16 protein-coding genes are annotated in these 18,791 nt (G+C 71.9%); 7 read left to right on the top strand and 9 right to left on the bottom strand.

Features of this window, described 5'->3' with window-relative positions; all coding sequences use genetic code 11:
* Window positions 1–195: 195 nt before the first annotated feature.
* The 3 genes from MED01_RS18110 to pdhA are packed head-to-tail and all read right to left on the bottom strand — an operon-like array spanning window position 196 to window position 3,865.
* Complete coding sequence (locus MED01_RS18110) at window positions 196–1,704, bottom strand: dihydrolipoamide acetyltransferase family protein (RefSeq protein WP_238669742.1); 1,509 nt, start codon at window positions 1,702–1,704, stop codon at window positions 196–198.
* Window positions 1,701–2,690 carry an alpha-ketoacid dehydrogenase subunit beta gene (locus MED01_RS18115; RefSeq protein WP_238669743.1) on the bottom strand — a complete coding sequence of 330 codons (990 nt, stop codon included), beginning with the start codon at window positions 2,688–2,690 and terminating at the stop codon, window positions 1,701–1,703. The genes MED01_RS18110 and MED01_RS18115 overlap by 4 nt, the downstream gene beginning before the upstream one ends.
* Entirely contained in the window at window positions 2,690–3,865 is a 1,176-nt protein-coding gene (gene pdhA, locus MED01_RS18120) for a pyruvate dehydrogenase (acetyl-transferring) E1 component subunit alpha (protein WP_238669744.1), read from the bottom strand. The genes MED01_RS18115 and pdhA overlap by 1 nt, the downstream gene beginning before the upstream one ends.
* Before the next feature lie 524 nt (window positions 3,866–4,389).
* Between pdhA and MED01_RS18125 the strand changes: the two genes are divergently transcribed.
* Window positions 4,390–5,283: a hypothetical protein gene (locus tag MED01_RS18125; protein WP_238669745.1), complete on the top strand. Its 894-nt coding sequence runs from the start codon at window positions 4,390–4,392 to the stop codon at window positions 5,281–5,283.
* Between the two features lie 65 nt (window positions 5,284–5,348).
* Window positions 5,349–5,972: a phosphatase PAP2 family protein gene (locus MED01_RS18130; RefSeq protein WP_238669746.1), complete on the top strand. Its 624-nt coding sequence runs from the start codon at window positions 5,349–5,351 to the stop codon at window positions 5,970–5,972.
* A gap of 85 nt (window positions 5,973–6,057) precedes the next feature.
* Here the strand turns inward: MED01_RS18130 and MED01_RS18135 are convergent, their stop codons facing one another.
* From MED01_RS18135 to MED01_RS18145, 3 genes are all read right to left on the bottom strand, one after another.
* Window positions 6,058–7,281, bottom strand: a complete 1,224-nt coding sequence (locus tag MED01_RS18135; protein ID WP_238669747.1) for a hypothetical protein — start codon at window positions 7,279–7,281, stop codon at window positions 6,058–6,060.
* Window positions 7,282–7,356: 75 nt separating this feature from the next.
* Window positions 7,357–9,042: a GTPase gene (locus MED01_RS18140; protein WP_238669748.1), complete on the bottom strand. Its 1,686-nt coding sequence runs from the start codon at window positions 9,040–9,042 to the stop codon at window positions 7,357–7,359.
* Window positions 9,039–10,859 (bottom strand): GTPase domain-containing protein, encoded by a 1,821-nt coding sequence (locus MED01_RS18145; RefSeq protein ID WP_238669749.1) that lies wholly within the window; start codon window positions 10,857–10,859, stop codon window positions 9,039–9,041. Before MED01_RS18145 ends, MED01_RS18140 begins: the two co-directional genes overlap by 4 nt.
* A 220-nt stretch (window positions 10,860–11,079) precedes the next feature.
* Here MED01_RS18145 and dnaK point away from each other — a divergent pair, with 220 nt between their 5' ends.
* The 5 genes from dnaK to MED01_RS18170 all read left to right on the top strand — a co-directional run bounded on the left by dnaK (window position 11,080) and on the right by MED01_RS18170 (window position 15,830).
* Window positions 11,080–12,957, top strand: coding sequence for a molecular chaperone DnaK (gene dnaK, locus MED01_RS18150; protein ID WP_112621243.1), 1,878 nt, complete (start codon window positions 11,080–11,082; stop codon window positions 12,955–12,957).
* Window positions 12,958–13,005: 48 nt separating this feature from the next.
* On the top strand, window positions 13,006–13,761 hold the full coding sequence (gene grpE / locus MED01_RS18155) for a nucleotide exchange factor GrpE (protein ID WP_238669750.1): 756 nt from the start codon (window positions 13,006–13,008) through the stop codon (window positions 13,759–13,761).
* Window positions 13,762–13,846: 85 nt separating this feature from the next.
* On the top strand, window positions 13,847–15,028 hold the full coding sequence (gene dnaJ, locus MED01_RS18160; RefSeq protein ID WP_238669751.1) for a molecular chaperone DnaJ: 1,182 nt from the start codon (window positions 13,847–13,849) through the stop codon (window positions 15,026–15,028).
* Between the two features lie 30 nt (window positions 15,029–15,058).
* Window positions 15,059–15,499, top strand: coding sequence for a heat shock protein transcriptional repressor HspR (locus MED01_RS18165; protein ID WP_030332087.1), 441 nt, complete (start codon window positions 15,059–15,061; stop codon window positions 15,497–15,499).
* Between the two features lie 136 nt (window positions 15,500–15,635).
* Window positions 15,636–15,830 (top strand): hypothetical protein, encoded by a 195-nt coding sequence (locus MED01_RS18170; RefSeq protein ID WP_238669752.1) that lies wholly within the window; start codon window positions 15,636–15,638, stop codon window positions 15,828–15,830.
* 311 nt (window positions 15,831–16,141) lie between these two features.
* Here the strand turns inward: MED01_RS18170 and MED01_RS18175 are convergent, their stop codons facing one another.
* The 3 genes from MED01_RS18175 to MED01_RS18185 all read right to left on the bottom strand — a co-directional run bounded on the left by MED01_RS18175 (window position 16,142) and on the right by MED01_RS18185 (window position 18,585).
* Window positions 16,142–16,573 carry a hypothetical protein gene (locus MED01_RS18175; protein ID WP_030332093.1) on the bottom strand — a complete coding sequence of 144 codons (432 nt, stop codon included), beginning with the start codon at window positions 16,571–16,573 and terminating at the stop codon, window positions 16,142–16,144.
* A 291-nt stretch (window positions 16,574–16,864) separates the two neighbouring features.
* A complete protein-coding gene (locus MED01_RS18180; protein WP_238669753.1) occupies window positions 16,865–18,079 on the bottom strand; it encodes a cation:proton antiporter in 1,215 nt (404 codons plus the stop codon).
* 5 nt (window positions 18,080–18,084) lie between these two features.
* Complete coding sequence (locus tag MED01_RS18185; protein ID WP_030332098.1) at window positions 18,085–18,585, bottom strand: cation:proton antiporter regulatory subunit; 501 nt, start codon at window positions 18,583–18,585, stop codon at window positions 18,085–18,087.
* Window positions 18,586–18,791 lie beyond the last annotated feature (206 nt).

An 18,791-nucleotide genomic window follows, 5' to 3' on the forward strand; every position in this document is an offset into this window, starting at 1 on the left:
GTTGTCAGCCCCTGATGCATCTATTCAACAGGAGAAGCCGAGGAAATTCCATCGATTATTAGGTGAGCTGAGACACCTGCCTAACAATCAAAGGTCAACAGGCCATCCGGCCGACGGTTTCGTCGCCCAACGGACACGGCCGGTGTGCCGGGCGTTAACCCGTGGCACACCGGCCGTGGCTGGCGTTCGAAACGATCAGGTCCAGGCGAGCAGCGCCGCCTCCGGATCCGTGAGGAAGTCGCCGATGTCCCGCAGGAACTTCGAGCCCAGCTCACCATCGATGATCCGGTGGTCGAAGCTCAGCCCCAGCGTGGTGACCTGGCGAACCTTGACCTTGCCCTTGTGCACCCAGGGCATCTCCCGCACCGCGCCGAAGGCCAGGATCGCGGACTCTCCCGGCGGCAGGATCGGTGTGCCGGTGTCCACCCCGAACACGCCGACGTTGGTGATGGTCAGGGTGCCGCCGGACATGGCAGCCGGCGAGGTGCGGCCGGACTTCGCCGTCTGCACCAGGTCGGTCAGCGCGTCCGCCAACTCCCGCAGCGAGAGTCGGCCGGCGTCCTTGACGTTGGGCACGATCAGACCGCGCTCGGTGGCCGCCGCGATGCCGAGGTTGACGTACTCCTTGACCACGATCTCGTCGCCAGCCCAGGTCGAGTTGACCATCGGGTGCCGTTGCACCGCCAGCAGCACCGCCTTCGCCACCAGCAGCAGCGGCGAGACCCGTACGTCGCGCCACTCCCGTCGGCCGCGCAGCCGGTCCAGGGCCTTCATCGCCCGGGTCACGTCGACGGTCAGGAACTCCGTCACGTGCGGGGCGGTGAACGCCGAGCGGGACATGTTCTCGGCGGTCAGCTTGCGGACGCCCTTGACCGGGATGCGTTGCTCCCGGTCCGCGCCGAAGCTGGGCGCGGTCGTGGCCACGATCGGCTCGGCGACCACCACGCTCGCGCCGCTCGCCGCCTGCTGCACGTCCTCCCGGGTGATCGAGCCGAGCGGCCCCGACCCGGTCAACGTGGCGAGGTCGACCCCGAGATCCTTGGCGAGCTTGCGCACCGGCGGCTTGGCCAGCACCCCGCCGGTCGCCCCACGGCTCGCCACCGCCTCACCGCGTCGATCATGGACTTGTGGTGCCGGAACCGTGGGGGTCGCGACTGTTTTGTCACCCACCACAACTCCTTGATCGACCCCAGCGGGGGCGGCGGGCGCCGTCACGGCCTGCGCCGGGACCGCGCCCTTGCGGGGGCGACGCTTCGCGGCGGTGGTACGCGGGCCGTAGCCGACAAGCACCGCCGTCCGCCCACCCGGGGCCGCACCGCCGATCAGGCCGGGCTCGATCATGCCCTCGGCCGGTGCCACCTCCACCGCCGCCAGCGAGGCCGCCGACGGGGTGGGCAGGTCACCGCTGGGCGTGGCCGTGGTCGACGGCGCGTCCAGCGGCCCGGCGCCCGGGTCGGTGTCGATCGCGATGATCGGCGTACCGACCTCGACAGTGGTGCCCTCCGGGTGGTGGATCGCCTGGACCTGGCCGGCCCACTTCGCCGGGATCTCCACCGCCGCCTTCGCCGTCTCCACCTCGACGATCGGCTGATTCAGCTCGATGGTGTCGCCGACCTTGACCAGCCAGGCCAGGATCTCGCCCTCGGTCAGCCCTTCGCCCAGGTCGGGCAGGTTGAACGTCTTGATCCGGGACATGTCGCTCACCAGCCGAAGGTGCGGTCGACGGCGTCGAGCACCCGATCGAGGTCGGGCAGGTACTCCTCCTCCACCCGGGCGGCCGGGTAGGGGGTGTCGAAGCCGGTCACCCGCAGCACCGGCGACTCCAGGGAGTAGAAGCACTCCTCGGTGATCCGGGCGGCCAACTCGGCGCCGAGGCCGATGTTGGACGGCGCCTCGTGCACCACGACCGCACGGCCGGTGCGCTTCACCGACTCGTACGCCGCGGTCAGGTCCAGCGGCGAGAGCGAGCGCAGGTCGATGACCTCCAGCTCCCGGCCGTCCTCGGCGGCGGCGGTCGCCGCATCAAGGCAGGTCCGCACCATCGGGCCGTAGGCCAGCACGGTGACGTCGGTGCCGGGCCGCACGACCCGGGCCGAGTGCAGGGGGTACGCGTCGGACAGCGGCGCGTCCAGGTCGACCTGGCCCTTCTCCCAGTAACGCCGCTTGGGCTCCAGGAAGACGATCGGGTCGTCCGAGGCGATGGCCTGCTGGATCATCACGTACGCGTCCTGCGGGTTGGCGCAGGTCACCACCTTCAGGCCGGCGGTGTGCGCGAAGTACGCCTCCGGCGACTCGGAGTGGTGCTCGACAGCGCCGATGCCGCCGCCGAACGGAATCCGGATCACCATGGGGATGCTGAGCCGGCCGCCCGAGCGGTAGTGCATCTTCGCCACCTGCGACACGATCTGGTCGTACGCGGGGTAGACGAAGCCGTCGAACTGGATCTCGCAGACCGGCCGGTAGCCGCGGATGGCCAGACCGACAGCGGTGCCGATGATGCCGGACTCGGCCAACGGGGTGTCGATCACCCGCTGGTCGCCGAAGTCCTTCTGCAGACCGTCGGTGATCCGGAAGACGCCGCCGAGCTTGCCGACGTCCTCGCCCATGATGACGACCTTGCTGTCGTTCTCCAGGGCGCGGCGCAGACCGGTGTTGAGGGCCTTGCCGATGGTGAGCGTCTCCGTGGCCATCAGTGCGCGCTCCCCTCGAACGACTCCATGTAGCGGCTGAACTTCGCGCGCTGCTCGTCGAGCAGCGGAGACCCGTTGGGGTAGACGTTGTCGAACATCGTCACCGGCTCCGGGTCCGGCATTTCGAGCACCCGCTCGCGCAGGTGCACCGACTCGCGGCGGGCCTGCTCGTCGACCTCGGCGAAGAAGCCCGCGTCGGCGATCTGCTGCTTCTCCAGGAAGGCCTTGACCCGGGCGATCGGGTCCTTCGCCTGCCACGCCTCGACCTCGCTGGCGATGCGGTAGCGGGTCGGGTCGTCGGAGGTGGTGTGCGCGCCCATCCGGTAGGTGTACGCCTCGATCAGGCTCGGGCCCTGCCCGAGGCGGGCGTTGTCCAGCGCGGTGCGGGTGACCGCGTACGTGGCGAGCACGTCGTTGCCGTCCACCCGTACGCCGGGGAACCCGAAGCCGGCGGCCCGCTGGTAGAGCGGGACACGGGTCTGCCGCTCCAGCGGCTCGGAGATCGCGTACTGGTTGTTCTGGCAGAAGAAGACCAGCGGCGCGTTGAACACGCTGGCCCAGACGAACGCCTCGTTCACGTCGCCCTGGCTGGTGGCGCCGTCGCCGAAGTAGGCGATCGCCGCCTCGCCGTCGTCGGTGCCGGTCTTGCCGTCGATGGTGATCCCCATCGCGTAGCCGGTCGCGTGCAGTGTCTGCGCCCCGATGACGATCGTGTACATGTTGAACTTGAACTCGTTCGGGTCCCAGCCGCCCTGGTCGACGCCGCGGAACAGGCCGAGCGGCATGATCGGGTCGATGCCCCGGCAGTAGAGGACGCCGTGCTCCCGGTAGGTCGGGAAGGCCATGTCCTGGGTACGCAGCGCCCGCCCGGAGCCGACCTGGGCGGCTTCCTGGCCGAGCAGGCTGGCCCAGAGGCCCAGCTCGCCCTGGCGCTGGAGAGCGGTCGCCTCGGCGTCCAGCTTCCGGACCAGCACCAGGTCGCGGTAGAGACCGCGGTATTCCTCGTCGGTGAAGTCGACGCGGTACTCGGTGCCGTCCGGCCCGGTGGCGCTGTCGATCCGTTCGCCTTCGGGGGTGAGGAGCTGCACCAGCGCGGGGTCGCCGGCCGCGCCCTTCCTGGAGCGGGGTGCAGCCCGCCTGCTGCGGGTGGTGCCCCCGGGGTCGCCCTTTGCCATCGGTCTCTCCCTGTCGTGTCTGCGTCGGCACCGGGGGGTCACCCGGCCGCGCAACTCGTGCGCCTGCCCGGCTGCTGCCGGACCGGTTCCTGGCGGCCGCGCCTAGCCCCGGTGGGGGTTGCCGCACGGCGTGATCCGGGTTCTGGCCGAACCCGGATCGGGAGCGCCGGCGCTCAACCGCGCCTGCCGCGAGGGTGCGCGGAGGTCACGGCTGCGTTGCCGTCGTGCTCCATATTCGCAGAGCAGGTGAGCGCGCCCACAGTACGCCTGCCTCCGCAATCCGACAGCCCATGCTTTGACGCCGTTTGTCGCCATCATGCCGGCCCGCGTTTCCCGTGCGTTGCGCCACGATTCGTCACCGTTCGGGCAGCACTGCGTGTCGACACGCGGTGGAGGTTGGCTGACCCACTGTGACTGCGCGAGGCTGATTCCCGCAGGATCGCGCCTATCGGGTTAATTGTCGGTTTTTTGCCCGCGGTGGCGTCCATTCATGTCCTCCGACGGCCGACGACTAGGGGTGTGCGGTGTACGAGCCAGGTGACGGTCCCGGCACACCAGCGCTTGGTCGGCACCGGTCGGCCGGCGGCTACCGTCGGGTGGTCGGTGTCCACCGGGCCCCCGGCGCCGGTGGCCCCTCCCGCGGTTACCTGCTCACCGTCGCGCTGCTGGCCGGCACGGCGTCGATGCCCATCCTCGCCGCGATCAGCGCGGGCTCGGCCACCCCGGGCAGCACCGCCCTACCGGACAGCAGCACCCCGTTCATGCCGACCCCGTCTGTCGGGCCGGTGGTGATCCCCATGCCGATGACCAGCCAACCACCGCTTCCCCCGCTCGGCACACCCAGCGTCGACCCGACCAGCGGCTGGCTCCCGGCCGCCCCGTCTCGTCCACGGGAAGGGCCCGCCGCCGATGCCGGGCCCGCCCGGTGGACGACCGCCCCGCCGGCGGCACCGAAACCCACGCGGAGCACCTCGCCGCCGGTACCCCCGCCCGTTGCTCCGCCACCGCCGACCGACCCCGACCCGACCGACCCGCCGGGCCCGGACCCGACCGACCCCGACCCCACCGACCCGCCGGACCCGACCCCGACCGACCCCGACCCGACCGACTCGCCGGACCCCACCGATTCGCCGGGCCCGGACCCGACCGGCTCGGACGATCCCGATCCGACCCCGACCCTGACCGTGGAACCGACGCCCACGCTGGGCCCGACACCCACGCCGACCGACGACGCGACAGCGACCGCCGTGCCGACCAGCACCCGGTCCGTCCCGGCCCCCACACCCACGCCGCCGGTACCGACCCGCCGACCCGGCCCGGCGACCCCGTCGCCGTCGGTCGTCGCCTCGACGCCCAGCGTCAGCCCGGCGCCACTGCCCGGACCGACAGACCCCGCGGCGTGGCCGACGGTACGGTGACGATCAGGCGCGGCCAGTCCGGCGACGGCGGCGTTCGGCGGTAGGCGCGTACCGGAGGGGGCGGCGTGGGCGGCGGTGCGGAACCCCGCCCGGTCGCCACCCGGCCCGGCCCGGGGTTGCGGATCGCCCGGCTGGTCACCGAGGTGACCGCCCCGGCGGTGCTCGTGTCGCTGCTGATCATCACAGTGAGCTGGCACAGCGCCAGCCGCCCCGGTCAGGGCCTGGTCTGGGGTCTGCTCGCCACTCTCTTCGTGACCGGCATTCCGTTCGCCTACATCGTCGGCGGGGTACGCCGTGGCCGGCTCACCGACCACCACGTCGGCCGCCGGGAGCAGCGCCGGGCGCCGTTGCTGGTCGGCCTCGGTTCGGTCGCTGCGGGGCTCGCCCTGCTCGCCGTGCTCGGCGCGCCCCGCCAGGTGCTGGCACTGGCGGTGTCCGGCCTCGTCGGCCTCGTCGTCGCCGTGTCGGTCAGCCACTGGTGGAAGATGTCGATCCACTCGGCGGTGGCCGCCGGCACGCTGGTCATCCTGATCCTGACCTTCGGGACCCGGCTGGTCGTCGCCGCACCGCTGCTGGCGGTGGTCGGCTGGTCCCGGGTACGGCTCAAAGACCACACGCTGGCGCAGGTGCTGACCGGAGGTGCGCTCGGCGCCCTGATCGCCGCGGTGATCTTCGGCCCACTGCGCTAGCCCTCAGGCTCCGCTGCGCTAGCCCCCAGGTCCCGCTGCGCGAGCCGAGGGAGGGCGGCGCGGAGCCACCCACCCTCGGACGTCGTCAGGCGCCGTCGTCGGCGAGGCGGTGGCGGTTCGCCTCGATCCACGCGTCCAGCGCGGCCGGGTCGTCCGGGTCCACCCCGTCGGCCATCAGCTGCGCCACCGCTGCGGTGGCCGCGCTGCGCCGCTCACCGGTCGAGTAGAGGCGGGCGAACTCCGGCACCATCTCCTCGATCGCCTCGTCGGTGCGCGTCGCCGCCGCCTCGGGCAGCCCGCGCTGGCGCGACGCGTACCGCGCCCAGGCCCGCAGCACCCGGGGGAGCATCGCCGCGTCGTCCATGTCCAGCACGGCCCGGCGGTGCACCCAGTCGAGCAGGAAGAGCCCGGACACCGCGGGACTCCAGCGCATCGGGTCGGCGTCCGGGAAGCTCGCCGAGTGGTCCAGCAGCAGGCTCAGGCAGAAGTGCAGGGAGGCCAACTCCGGGCCGTCGACGGTGTCCAGCCCGAAGCGGGCGGCCTCCGGCGCGCCGAGGAACCGTCGGACCAGGTCGGTGCGCTCGGCCGCGGAGAGCGGTTCGACCTCCGCCGGACCGGTCGGGTCGGCAGCGGTGGGCAGCACCGCCAGGCGGGCCCCGACCAACGCTCGGTCGGTGGCGAGCGACCCCTCGCCGGGCAACTCGCCCAGGTCGTCGGTGACCGCCAGATGGCGAGCCACCTCGCCCCGGAACCGGGCTGGATCTTCGGTCCGGAACCAGGTCAGCTCGTCGTCGGCGCACATCTGCCGGACCTGGTCCAGGATCCGTTCGGCCGGCCCGCCCACGAAGATGTCCTTGGTGATCCCGATGTTGTGGTCCACCAGGGCCACCAGCGCGTGCTCCGAGCCGCCGGACTCGTCGTCGTAGGCGAAGGTCGCGAGGTACGAGGTCTGGTCGCCGTACACGTCGCCGTACGCCCAGGTGCCGGTGAGGTGCACCCGGCCGAGCTGGGCTGTCCAGGTGGGCGCCTGGCTGCCCGCGCGCACCCGATCGGTGCCCTCGGCGGTCGGGACGAGCGTGGCGAAGACCTGCCGGATGGTGGTCGCCGCCGCGACCCTGCGGCGGGCGGTGGCGGCGAGGAAGCCGGTGACGAACTCCCGTACGGCGGCGTCGCGGTCGGTCTCCGCGATCGCGTAGACACTGCCCAGCAGGGCGCTGCCGAGCATCTCGGCGTCGAGGGCGGACTCCAGCTTGGTCACGTCGCGTGCGGCGTGCAGCACCGCGTCGTAGGGGGTCTGAGGCGTGGCCATGCTCCGACCCTACGCCGCCCGAGGCGTACGCAGAGCGGTAGCGAGCCGTGCGGAGCGTCGGCGGCGTGCGGAGCGTCAGCGGCGTGCGGCGTCCCGCAGCGCGTCGCGTGCCTGGGCGTACGAGCCGAGCACGATCCGTACCGGAGCCAGCACGTACTCGTCGCCCACCTGGGCGACCCGCGCCGTCAGCCGCTGGTCGGCGCGGGCCCGGGCGCGCCGGGCGGCCCAGCGCACCACCGGCCGGGTCAGCGCCGCCACCAGCAGCCCGGCCAGCAGGCCGCCCAGCAGCAGGACGGTCGGCAGCGGCACCTGGCCGACCATCGGGTTGTCCAGCGCCGGCAGGCCGAGCGCTCGCAGCGCGTAGCCGAGCAACAGCCAACCCAGCCCCACCACCGCGGCGAGGGTGACCAACCACTGCACACCGCCGACGACCCGCCACCAGATCGGGCGACGGTCGAGGCCGAGGTCGGTGCCGGCGATCGTGCGATCCAGGGCGTCCGGCAGGTCGCCGAGGCGGGACCGGGCGGCGGAGGTCACCGCGCCGGGCCAGGCGGCGGGCAGGTCGTCGGCGGCCCGGTCGGCCACCGCGCGGATGGCGAGGCCGAGCGCCGAACGTTGGGCGGCCGTCGGGTCAGGTACCGAGGTGGCCGCTACCAGGCTCTCCGCCGGGTCGGCCTGGTCGCCGGTGGGGCCGGGCAGGTGCAGCCGACGCAGCGGGTCGGGTCGCAACCGCCGCCAGCCCCGGACCACGGGCCAGCCGGTGGCCGCGCCGGCCCGGTGCCGGTACGCCCGCTCCACGGCCTCGGTCACCGCTGGCACCCCGGCCGCCCCGGCCAACGCCCGGTTCAGCCCGTTGACGGCTGTGTCGTCCGGCCCGCCCGGCGGCCGGGCCGAACCGACCAGCTCGTCCAGGCCGGCGACGACAGTGTCGACGTCACCCGCGAGCCGACGCAACGCGGCCTGCCGCTCGGCGACAGTGCGCTCCAGCGCGTTGCGCAGCCCGACCATCCCGGCCGGGTCGATGGCGGTGGTGGCCAGCAGGGGCACCCCGGTCAGCCCGTCCGTGTCGAGCAGCCGACGAAGATCGTCCAGGACCCGGGGCACCTCGGCCGGGGGCAGCCGGTCGGCCTGGTTGAGCACCACCACTGTGACGTCGCGGTGCCTGTGGAACTCGCGCAGGTAGCTGTCGTGGATGACCCGGTCGGCGTACTTCTGCGGGTCGACCACCCAGACCACCTGGTCCACCAGGCCCAGGAGCCGGTCCACCTCCAGCCGGTGCGATCGCTGCACCGAGTCGAAGTCGGGCAGGTCGAGCAGGATCAGCCCGTGCAGTGCCGTCTCGTCGTCAGCGTCCAGGGCGCTCTCCCGGACGAAGCGGTGTCGGGGCAGCACGCCGATCCAGTCGAGCAGATGGTTGGCGCCCTCCAGCGGCCCCCACACGCAGGCGTGGGTGACGCCGGTGGTCGGCCGGCGGACCCCGACCGGCGACAGCTCCAGTTGGGCCAGCGCGTTGAAGAGGCTGGACTTGCCGCTGCCAGTGGCGCCGGCCAGGGCGACCACTGTGTGGTCCCGGGACAGCGTGAGCCGGGTGCCGGCCCGCTCCACCACCGTGTGCGCGGGCACCAGGTCGGCGTCCGGCAGCAGACCGTCCACGGCGGTCAGGAACCGGCGTACCGCGTCCAGGCGCGCGATCAACGCGTCGGCGTCGACCCGCTGGTCCCCGCGGAACACCTCGCGTACCCGGCCGGCGATGTTGCTCACCGGGAACCCTCCTCGTGGGCGGCGGACAGGCCGCTGCGGTGCCGGGCCAGCTCGACCCGGCCGGCGGCCCGGCGCAGACCGTCACCGGCGTCTTCGGCGGGGCGGGCGTCGGCGGTGCGGCTCAGGAAGCGGTCGGCCTCCGCGGCGAGCAGCGTCCGCACCCGGTCCAGCAGGTCGGTGCGGGCCTTGGCGGCGAGGGTACGCACCGCCTGGTCGCCGAAGATCGCCTGGAGGACGGCCTGTGCGGCGACAGTGGTGCCGGCCCCGGTGGCCAGCTCCAGCCCGGTCGGGATGAACGCGGTCGAGGCGAAGACGGCGATCATCACGGCCAGCCCGGTGGCGTTCACCGCGTACGCGGCGGTGCGGGCCACGAACCGCTTGTCACCGCCCTCGACCCGGACCAGCTCCAGCACACCGCGCTGCCAGTCCCGGACCATGCGCTCGGCGCGTTCGGGTAGGTCGTCGCTCGGGTGGGCGAGCGCCGGGTCGAGCAGCCCGGCGCCGGCCGGGTGTGCCTTCCACCCGGTGTACGCGGATTCGGCGGCCTCCGAGGCCACCCCGCGTAGCAGCGTCACCAGTTGGGACTCGATGGCGTTGCGGAGCTCGGCGGCGGGCGCCGGCCGACCGGTGACGGCGGCCACGACCCGGTCCCGGAGGCGGCCGATCCGTGCCTCCAGCGTGCGGAACAGCTCGCCGGTGCCGACGAACTCCTGCCAGCGGGCGAGCACCTCACCCCGGAGCAGCCGGCCGTCCTGGAGCCCTTGCTCGACGGTGCGCTCGGCGGCCCGGTACGCGGCCCGGACCCGTTCGTCCAGCCCGTCGGCGGCGGCGAGCTGCTCGTCGGCGGCGTCGGCCAGATCCTCCACGGCGGGGTGGAGTGCGGCCAGCGCCCCGTCGAGGGTCTGACGGACCACCGCCGCCCGCGCGTCCACGTCGGCGGCCAACCGGGCGAACCAGTCGGCCAGTGGGGCGGTGACTCCCTCGGGCAGCAGCCCCTGACCGTCGACCCAGGTCTCGGGCAACACGAACAGCGGCGCCCGGCTGAGATCCTGCTCGGCGAGCATCTCGGTCAGGTGCGCGGCGATCTCGTCGGTGGCCTCGGCGGGCACCCGGTCCAGCACCATGGCGATGACCGCGCCGCGCGCCCGGGCGCTGCGCAGCAGCTCCCACGGCACCGCGTCGGCGTACCGGGCGGCGGTGGTGACGAAGAGCCACAGATCGGCGGCGGCCAGCAGTTGGGTGGCCAGCGCCCGGTTGGCGTCGACGACCGAGTCGATGTCGGGCGCGTCGAGGAAGGCCAGCCCGGCGGGGAGGGCCGGGGCGGTGACGAGGTGCAGGGCGCGCGGATCGTCGCTCGGCTCGGTGGTGCGGGTCAGCCCGGGCAGCAAGTCACCCTGCCGGAACCAGGCCGCGTCGGACGGGTTGCAGACCAGCACCGGGGAGCGGGTGGTCGGCCGGAGCACGCCGGCCGCGCTGACCCGGGCCTTGACCAGGCTGTTGACCAGGGTCGACTTACCCGCGCCGGTGGAGCCGCCGACCACCACGAGCAGTGGCGCGTCCAACCGGGCGAGCCGGGGCAGCAGGTAGTCGTCGAGCTGGTCGGTGAGTGCTGTGGCGCTGTGCCGGGCAGAGTTGGCAGAGGGCAGCGCGAGGGGATACCGGGCCGCGCCGATCGCCTCCCGGAGGCCCGACAGTGCGCCGGGGAGGCTGTCGTCCCCGGTAGTGGCGGGCGGCTCCCCCGCGGCGTCCGGCGGGTCGGTGCGGGCTGCGACGGCGGGCGCACCGGAACGGGTGGCGGGATCGCCGTGCGTCGTCACCGCTAAAGCGTGCCCGACCGATGCAAGGGAAGACAACCGGACGGTAATAACGGCTGGGTTGCGTCGGGTTGACTCAAGTCAACTTGACGATTGGCCAACGCGTGGCACTATTGAGTCAAGTTCACTCAACTTGTGGTGGGGCCCGCTGCGGGCGGTGCTCGCCAGCAGCCCACGGGCGACGCCCGTCACCTGCACAACCTTACGAAGCGAGGAAGCGAAGATGGCACGTGCGGTCGGTATCGACCTCGGCACGACGAACTCCTGCGTCAGCGTTCTCGAGGGCGGTGAGCCCACCGTCATCGCCAACGCTGAGGGGTCGCGGACGACTCCTTCGATCGTCGCGTTCGCCCGCAACGGCGAGGTGCTCGTCGGTGAGGTCGCCAAGCGCCAGGCAGTGACCAACCCGGACCGGACGATCCGGTCGGTCAAGCGGGAGGTCGGCACGAACTGGTCCGTCGACATCGACGGCAAGAAGTACACCCCGCAGGAGATCTCGGCCCGGACGCTGATGAAGCTCAAGCGGGACGCCGAGGCGTACCTGGGCGAGCAGATCACCGACGCGGTGATCACCGTCCCGGCCTACTTCAACGACAGCCAGCGCCAGGCCACCAAGGAGGCCGGTGAGATCGCCGGCTTCAACGTGCTGCGGATCGTCAACGAGCCGACCGCCGCCGCCCTGGCGTACGGGCTGGACAAGGGCTCCAAGGAGCAGACCGTCCTGGTCTTCGACCTCGGTGGCGGCACCTTCGACGTGTCGCTGCTGGAGCTGGCCGAGGGCGTCGTCGAGGTCAAGTCGACGAGCGGTGACAACCAGCTCGGTGGCGACGACTGGGACCAGCGGATCATCGACCACCTGGTCAAGACCTTCCGTGGTGAGCACGGCATCGACCTCTCCCAGGACAAGATGGCCCTCCAGCGGCTCCGCGAGGCGGCCGAGAAGGCCAAGATCGAGCTGTCCGCCGCCACCACCACCAACATCAACCTGCCGTACATCACGGCTGGCGCGGCCGGCCCGCTGCACCTGGACGTGACGCTCAGCCGCGCCGAGTTCCAGCGGATGACGCAGGACCTGCTGGACCGTTGCAAGGGCCCGTTCGAGCAGGCCGTGAAGGACGCCGGGATCAAGATCTCCGACGTCGAGCACGTCATCCTGGTCGGCGGTTCGACCCGGATGCCCGCCGTGACCGACCTGGTCAAGCAGCTCACCGGCCGCGACCCCAACAAGGGCGTCAACCCGGACGAGGTCGTCGCCGTCGGCGCCGCCCTCCAGGCCGGTGTGCTCAAGGGTGAGGTCAAGGACGTCCTGCTGCTCGACGTGACCCCGCTGAGCCTGGGCATCGAGACCAAGGGCGGCATCTTCACCAAGCTGATCGAGCGCAACACCACCATCCCGACCAAGCGTTCCGAGGTCTTCACCACGGCTGACGACAACCAGCCGTCGGTGCTGATCCAGGTGTTCCAGGGTGAGCGGGAGATCGCGGCGTACAACAAGAAGCTCGGCACCTTCGAGCTGACCGGCCTCCCGCCGGCGCCGCGCGGCGTGCCGCAGATCGAGGTCGCCTTCGACATCGACGCCAACGGCATCGTCAACGTGCACGCCAAGGACCTGGGCACCGGCAAGGAACAGAAGATGACGATCACCGGCGGCTCCTCGCTGCCGAAGGACGACATCGAGCGGATGCGCCGGGACGCCGAGGAGCACGCGGAGGAGGACAAGCGCCGCCGCGACGACGCCGAGACCCGCAACGTGGCCGAGGCGCTCCAGTGGCAGACCGAGAAGTTCCTCGCCGAGAGCGGCGACAAGCTGCCCGGTGAGAACCGCGAGCAGCTCAACGAGGCGCTCGGCGAGCTGCGTGGCGCCCTCGGCGGTCAGGACATCGAGAAGATCAAGTCGGCGCACGAGAAGCTGGCGCAGGTCTCCCAGCAGGCCGGTTCGCTGCTCTACTCGCAGCAGGCCGAGCAGGGTCAGCAGCCGGGTGGCGAGCCCGGTCCGGGTGCGACCGGCGCGACCGGCGCGACCGGTGCGACCGGCGCGCAGGCCGGCGGCGCCGACGACGTCGTCGACGCGGAAATCGTTGACGAGGACGGTAAGAAGTGACCGTCGGCCTCCGACACGTTTCCACCGCGAAGGGGATGAGGTAGCCGCATGACGCAGAAGCCACGAGCCGCCGACCCGGGCGACACCGGGTCGACGCCGGGTGGCTCCGCGACCACGGAGCCGACCGGCGACGGGGAGCGGGTCGTCATCCGCAACAAGCGCAAGCTCGTCGACACCGCCGAGCCGGAGGGGACCGCCGCCGACGCGGAGACCGGTGTGCCGGCCGAGGGTCTGGTCGAGGACGCCGAGGTGGTGGTCGACGAGATCGAGGTCGAGGTCAACTCCACCGACGGGCCGGAGCCGTCCGGTCCGCCGGTGGTGGACGCCCCGGCGCAGCCGGTGGACGGCGGCGGCGCGGGCACCTCGCTCGGTGCCGAGCTGGAGGCGCTCCGGGCCGAGCTGGACGAGCGGACCAGGGACCTGCAGCGGGTGTCGGCGGAGTACGCCAACTACCGCAAGCGGGTCGACCGTGACCGCAGCCTCGTGCAGGAGCAGGCGACCGGCTCGGTGCTGGCCGCGCTGCTGCCGATCCTGGACGACCTGGACCGGGCCCGGGAACACGGCGACCTGGTCGGGCCGTTCGGCACTGTGGCCGAACAGCTCACCACCGCGCTGGGCAAGTTCGGCCTGAACGCCTTCGGCGAGCAGGGCGACCCGTTCGACCCGACCCGGCACGAGGCGGTAGCGCACCAGACCTCGGCCGACGTCAGCGAGCCGACCTGCGTACAGGTCATGCGACGCGGCTACCAACTCGGTGAGCGGCTGCTGCGCCCCGCGCTGGTCGCGGTCGCGGATCCGGAATAGTGCCAGGCAGTGACCGGGCCGTCCCGTCCACCGTTCAGCGGTGGGCGGGACGGCCGGGCCACCAGGGTCGGAAGGAGGTGGACCGGTGAGTTCGAAGGACTGGATCGAGAAGGACTTCTACGCCGTGCTCGGCGTGGACAAGGCCGCCTCCGCTGATGACATCAAGAAGGCGTACCGCAAGGTGGCCCGGGAGTCGCATCCGGACCACAACCCGGGCGACCCGAAGGCCGAGGAGCGGTTCAAGGCCGCGTCCGAGGCGTACAACGTGCTGTCGGACAGCGGCCGCCGTCGCGAGTACGACGAGATGCGGTCGCTCTTCGGCTCGGGCGCGTTCCGGCGCAACGCCCGGGGTGAGGGTCAGCCGGGCGGCGTGCCGTTCGACGTCTCCGACATGTTCGGTGGCGGCGGAGGCGGCGATCGTCGCTTCGGCGGCGCCGGCTTCCAGGACCTGTTCAGCTCGATCTTCAGCGGCGGTCAGGCCGGTGGGCAGGCCGCACCGCGCGGTCCGGCCCGTGGTCGGGACGTGGAGACCGAGGTGGCGCTGGACTTCGGCGACGCGGTGCGCGGAGTGACGCTGCCCCTGACGCTGCGCGCGCCGGGCGTCTGCGACACCTGCCACGGCAACGGGGCCAAGCCCGGCACCCAGCCGCGTACCTGTCCGGTCTGTCATGGTGCCGGCGTGACCACCCGCAACCAGGGGTCGTTCAGCTTCTCCGAGCCGTGCCGCAACTGCCAGGGCGTCGGCACAGTGGTCGAGGAGAAGTGCCCGGAGTGCCACGGCAGCGGCGGTGTCACAAAGACCCGCACCATGAACGTGCGCTTCCCGGCCGGCGTGGCCGACGGTCAACGCATCCGGCTGGCCGGGCGGGGCGAGCCGGGCGAGCGCGGTGGCCCGGCCGGCGACCTCTTCGTGCACGTCAAGGTTCGGCCGGACGAGCTGTTTGGGCGTACCGGGGACGACCTGACGCTGACCGTGCCGGTCACCTTCGCTGAGGCCGTGCTCGGCACGGACCTGCGGGTGCCCACGCTCGACGGTGCGATGACCCTGCGGGTGCCGCCGGGGACGCCGAGCGGGCGGGTGCTGCGGGCCCGCGGCAAGGGTGTGGTCCGCCGCGACGGGCAGGCCGGTGACCTGCTGGTCACGCTGGACGTGGTGGTGCCGGCCCGCTTGTCGGACGAGGCCCGCACGGCGCTGGAGTCGTTCGCCGAGCAGACCCCGCCGGCGGCCCGGGAACATCTCGACGCACGGGTGCGTCGAGTCAGTTAGTCCGGTGGAATGGACGCGGAGGTGAGCGGGATGTCGGGCGAGTTCCTCGGTTCGGGCGACCCTGCCTACGAGGCCAAGGTGCTGATGATCTCGGTAGCGGCACGGATGGCGGGGATGCACCCGCAGACCCTGCGCCAGTACGACCGACTGGGGCTGGTGCAGCCCGGCCGAGCCGCTGGTGGCGGGCGTCGCTACAGCGTCCGCGACGTGGTGCTGCTGCGCGAGGTGCAGCGGCTCAGCCAGGACGACGGGATCAACCTGGCCGGCGTCAAGCGGATCATCGGGCTGGAGCGGCTGCTGGAGCAGGCGCAGCAGCGGGTGGCCCGGTTGGAGGCGGAGCTGGACGCCGCGTACCGCCGGGTGGCGGAGCTGGAGTCGCTGGCCCGCTTCCCGGGCCGGGATCTGGTGCCGACCAACCGCACCTCCACGGCCCTGGTGGTGTGGCGCCCCCGCCGGACCCCCGATCGCTGACCTGCTGCTCACCCGGACCTGTCTTCTCGGCCCGGACCGCGCTGGATTCCCGGCGCGGTCCGGGCCGCTTCGGTTAGCCTGTCGATAAGGGTCCAATCGGCTTAATCCGGACCTACCGGCATGGCGAGGGGGAGCGATGGCGGAACCGGCGAAGAAGGTGGCCCAGCAGACCGAGGACCGGTTGGAGGACCTGGCCGAGACGGTCCGCAAGAAGTTCGACAAGGTGACCGAGGGGACCTACCGGGACCGGATCATCGCCGGCCGGTTCGCCGAAGACGGCGACCACGCCGACGAACCGGCCCGAGCCGAGACGGAACGCAAGCAGGAATAACCGGTGACCGACGTGCGGGCCGGGACCCACGGGGGGTCCCGGCCCGTTCGTCGTAATCGGGTGCGGGCCGGGACGTCGGGTTGCCTGCGGGCCGGGACGCGGCTTGGTTCCTTGCCGCCCGCGGAGGCCGGCAATCGACTCGCAGGCCCTTTGGAGCTGAATCGTCTACGACATCGCGCGGCGGCTCTGGCCCCGAACCGCCTCGTTGTGCCGACTGATCGGGACTCGCGGGTGTGAATCGTTTGCGACATCAGCTCCAAAGGGGCTTAGTCGCCCTCTACCCGCCGCCGCTGGTCGGCGAATCCGGCGAATCAGCCGAGGCGGCGGTTTTCGCGGACCAGGCCGCCCTCGCACCAGTCCCGGTAAACGAAGAGGTCCGGTCGGGCCAACAGCACCCGGCCGTTGTGCGCCCAGATCTTCATCAGCTCGTCGCCGTCCCGCTCGGCCTGCTCGACGAGCTTGCGGAAGCGGCGCTTGGGGTGGGCGCGGAAGTTCGTCCGGATGCCGTCGGCCGCGTAGATGTAGAGGCAGTGCAACGCAAAACGCCGGGCCGGGCAGGTTGGATCCATCGCCAACTCGAAGAGCGTCAACACCAGCCGGTCGCCGGAGACCAGCAGGTCCCAGTCGGGTGGCATCGAGGCCAACGGGACCGAATCGGGCTTGTACGCCCAAGCTCGCAACTCCGCCGGAGTCGGATCGACGGGGTTGGCGAAGCCGTGGAACGTCGACTCCTGCACGCTCACCGGCCAACCTTCCGCTCTCGCCCGCGTTTGGCAACGCTGCCTGCGGACCCTGGCTGCTGGGGCGAAACGGTAACCCGCCGTCGGGTGCTGCGGTAGTACCCGCGAGGAGCAATTCCGCAACCGTTGGCACGGGTGGGTCAATTGCATCGACGGCGCAGCCGATCATGCTCCCATGACGATCCACGTTAGGCGGTGTCAGCGGGTGCCGACGCCGAGTTCGTCATGGGGCTGGAGTGGCCTTTCGCCCCTCCCGGTAGCTGTCCCGGGAATTGGGACCGCGACCGGTGGAGTTCAGCCCACTGAGTCGACGACCGGGGTCTGCTCCCGCCGCTGGGCCGCCGCGCGGTTGCGCAGCCACCGCTTGAACCACGGGAAGTCGGGAAGCCGAGCCAGGATCGGCCCGGTCACCACGGTGATCAGGACGTACGTCGCGGCCAGCGCTGCCAACCGCGGCTCGACGCTCCCGGCGGCCACCGCCAGCCCGGCGATGACGATGGAGAACTCACCTCGGGGTACGAGTGCCAGGCCGGCCCGCCATCGACCGGGTTCGGCGATACCGACCCGGCGGGCGGCGAGGTAGCCGGTGAGCGTCTTCGTCGCCATGGTGACCACTGCCAACGCGAGCGCCGGCAGCAGCACCGGCGGGATGTCCCGGGGGTCGGTGACCAGGCCGAAGAAGACGAAGAACACCGCCGCGAACAGGTCCCTCAGCGGTGAGAGCAACTCGGTCGCGTGGTGTGCCACCGGGCCGGAGAGCGCGATGCCGACAAGGAACGCGCCGACCGCCGCCGACACCTGGAGCTTCGCCGCGAGCCCGGCGATCAGCAGGGTCAGACCGAGTACGCCGAGCAGCAACGCCTCCGGGTCCTTCGCCGACAGGGCGGAGGAGATCAGGTGGCCGTACCGGATGGCGACGACCAGCACGAGCAGCACCGTGCCCACCGCGACGGCGAGTGCGATGCCGCCACCGAGCAGGCCGGTGCCGGCCAGCACGGCGGTGACCAGCGGCAGGTAGAGCGCCATCGCCAGGTCCTCGATCACAAGGACCGACAGGATCACCGGGGTTTCCCGGTTACCCAGTCGTCCCAGGTCGGCGAGGACCTTGGCGATCACGCCGGAGGAGGAGACCCAGGTGATGCCGCCGAGCACCAGGGCGGCGACCCAGTCCCAGCCGAGCAGCAGGGCGAAGGCCGCACCGGGCAGCGCGTTGAACACGCCGTCGATCAGCCCGGCCGGGGCCGCCGACCGGAGGTTGCCGACCAGTTCGTTGGCCGAGTACTCCAGGCCGAGCATCACCAGCAGCAGGATGACGCCGATCTCGGCGCCCACAGCGAAGAACTCCTCGCTGGCGGCGAGCGGAAGTAGCCCACCGTGCCCGAACGCCAGCCCGGCGAGCAGGTAGAGGGGGATGGGCGACAGGCCTACCCGGCGGCTCAACCGACCGAGGACGCCAAGCAGCAACAGCAGCGCGCCGACTTCGACGAGCAGAGTGGTGGAATCGTGCATCCGCCTCAGCCGTCCGGGTCACTGTCGGCGAGGATGGCGGACACGCCGTCGAGACCTCTACGGGTCCCGACAACGACCACCACATCGCCGGCCGCGAAGCGGAAGGAGGGGAGTGGCGAGACGATCACTTCGCCTTCACGCAGTACAGCCACGATGGAGGCGCTGGTGCGGGTGCGTGCCTTGGTGTCGCCGAGCTTCCGGTTGACGTACGGGGAACCGGCCGTGATGGCGATCTGCTCGGTGAGCAGACCGGCGGCCTGCTCGCGGAGCCCGGAGAGCTGGCCGAGCATCAGCGACGCGCCGAGGATGTCGGCCAGAGCCTCAGCCTCGTCGTCGGTCAGCGGAATGTCCGACTGGCAGGCGTCGGGGTCGTCGGGATCGTAGAGAACGAGATCACGGCGGCCATTGCGGTGGGAAACGACGCCCAGGCGGCGTCCGGACTCCGTCACCAGATCGTGACGTACCCCGATCCCGGGTAGGGCGGTCTGCTCGACACGTACTCGCACTCTCCAAGGCTACCGCTTCGTGAACAGAGCGCAGATCTTGGACGGACGGCGCCCCCGGCGTACCGCAGCGACCATGGTCCACTCGACTTCAGTGAAACCGCGGTATCCGACGTGGCGGGATGCCCCGACTTCCTGAAAGCCGAGTCGATCAACCGCGCCGGACGCGCCGAGGGCCGGACGGGCAGAGGGCCGGGGCCGGACGGGCC

Source organism: Micromonospora alfalfae (assembly GCF_022230925.1).
Lineage (GTDB): Bacteria > Actinomycetota > Actinomycetes > Mycobacteriales > Micromonosporaceae > Micromonospora > Micromonospora alfalfae.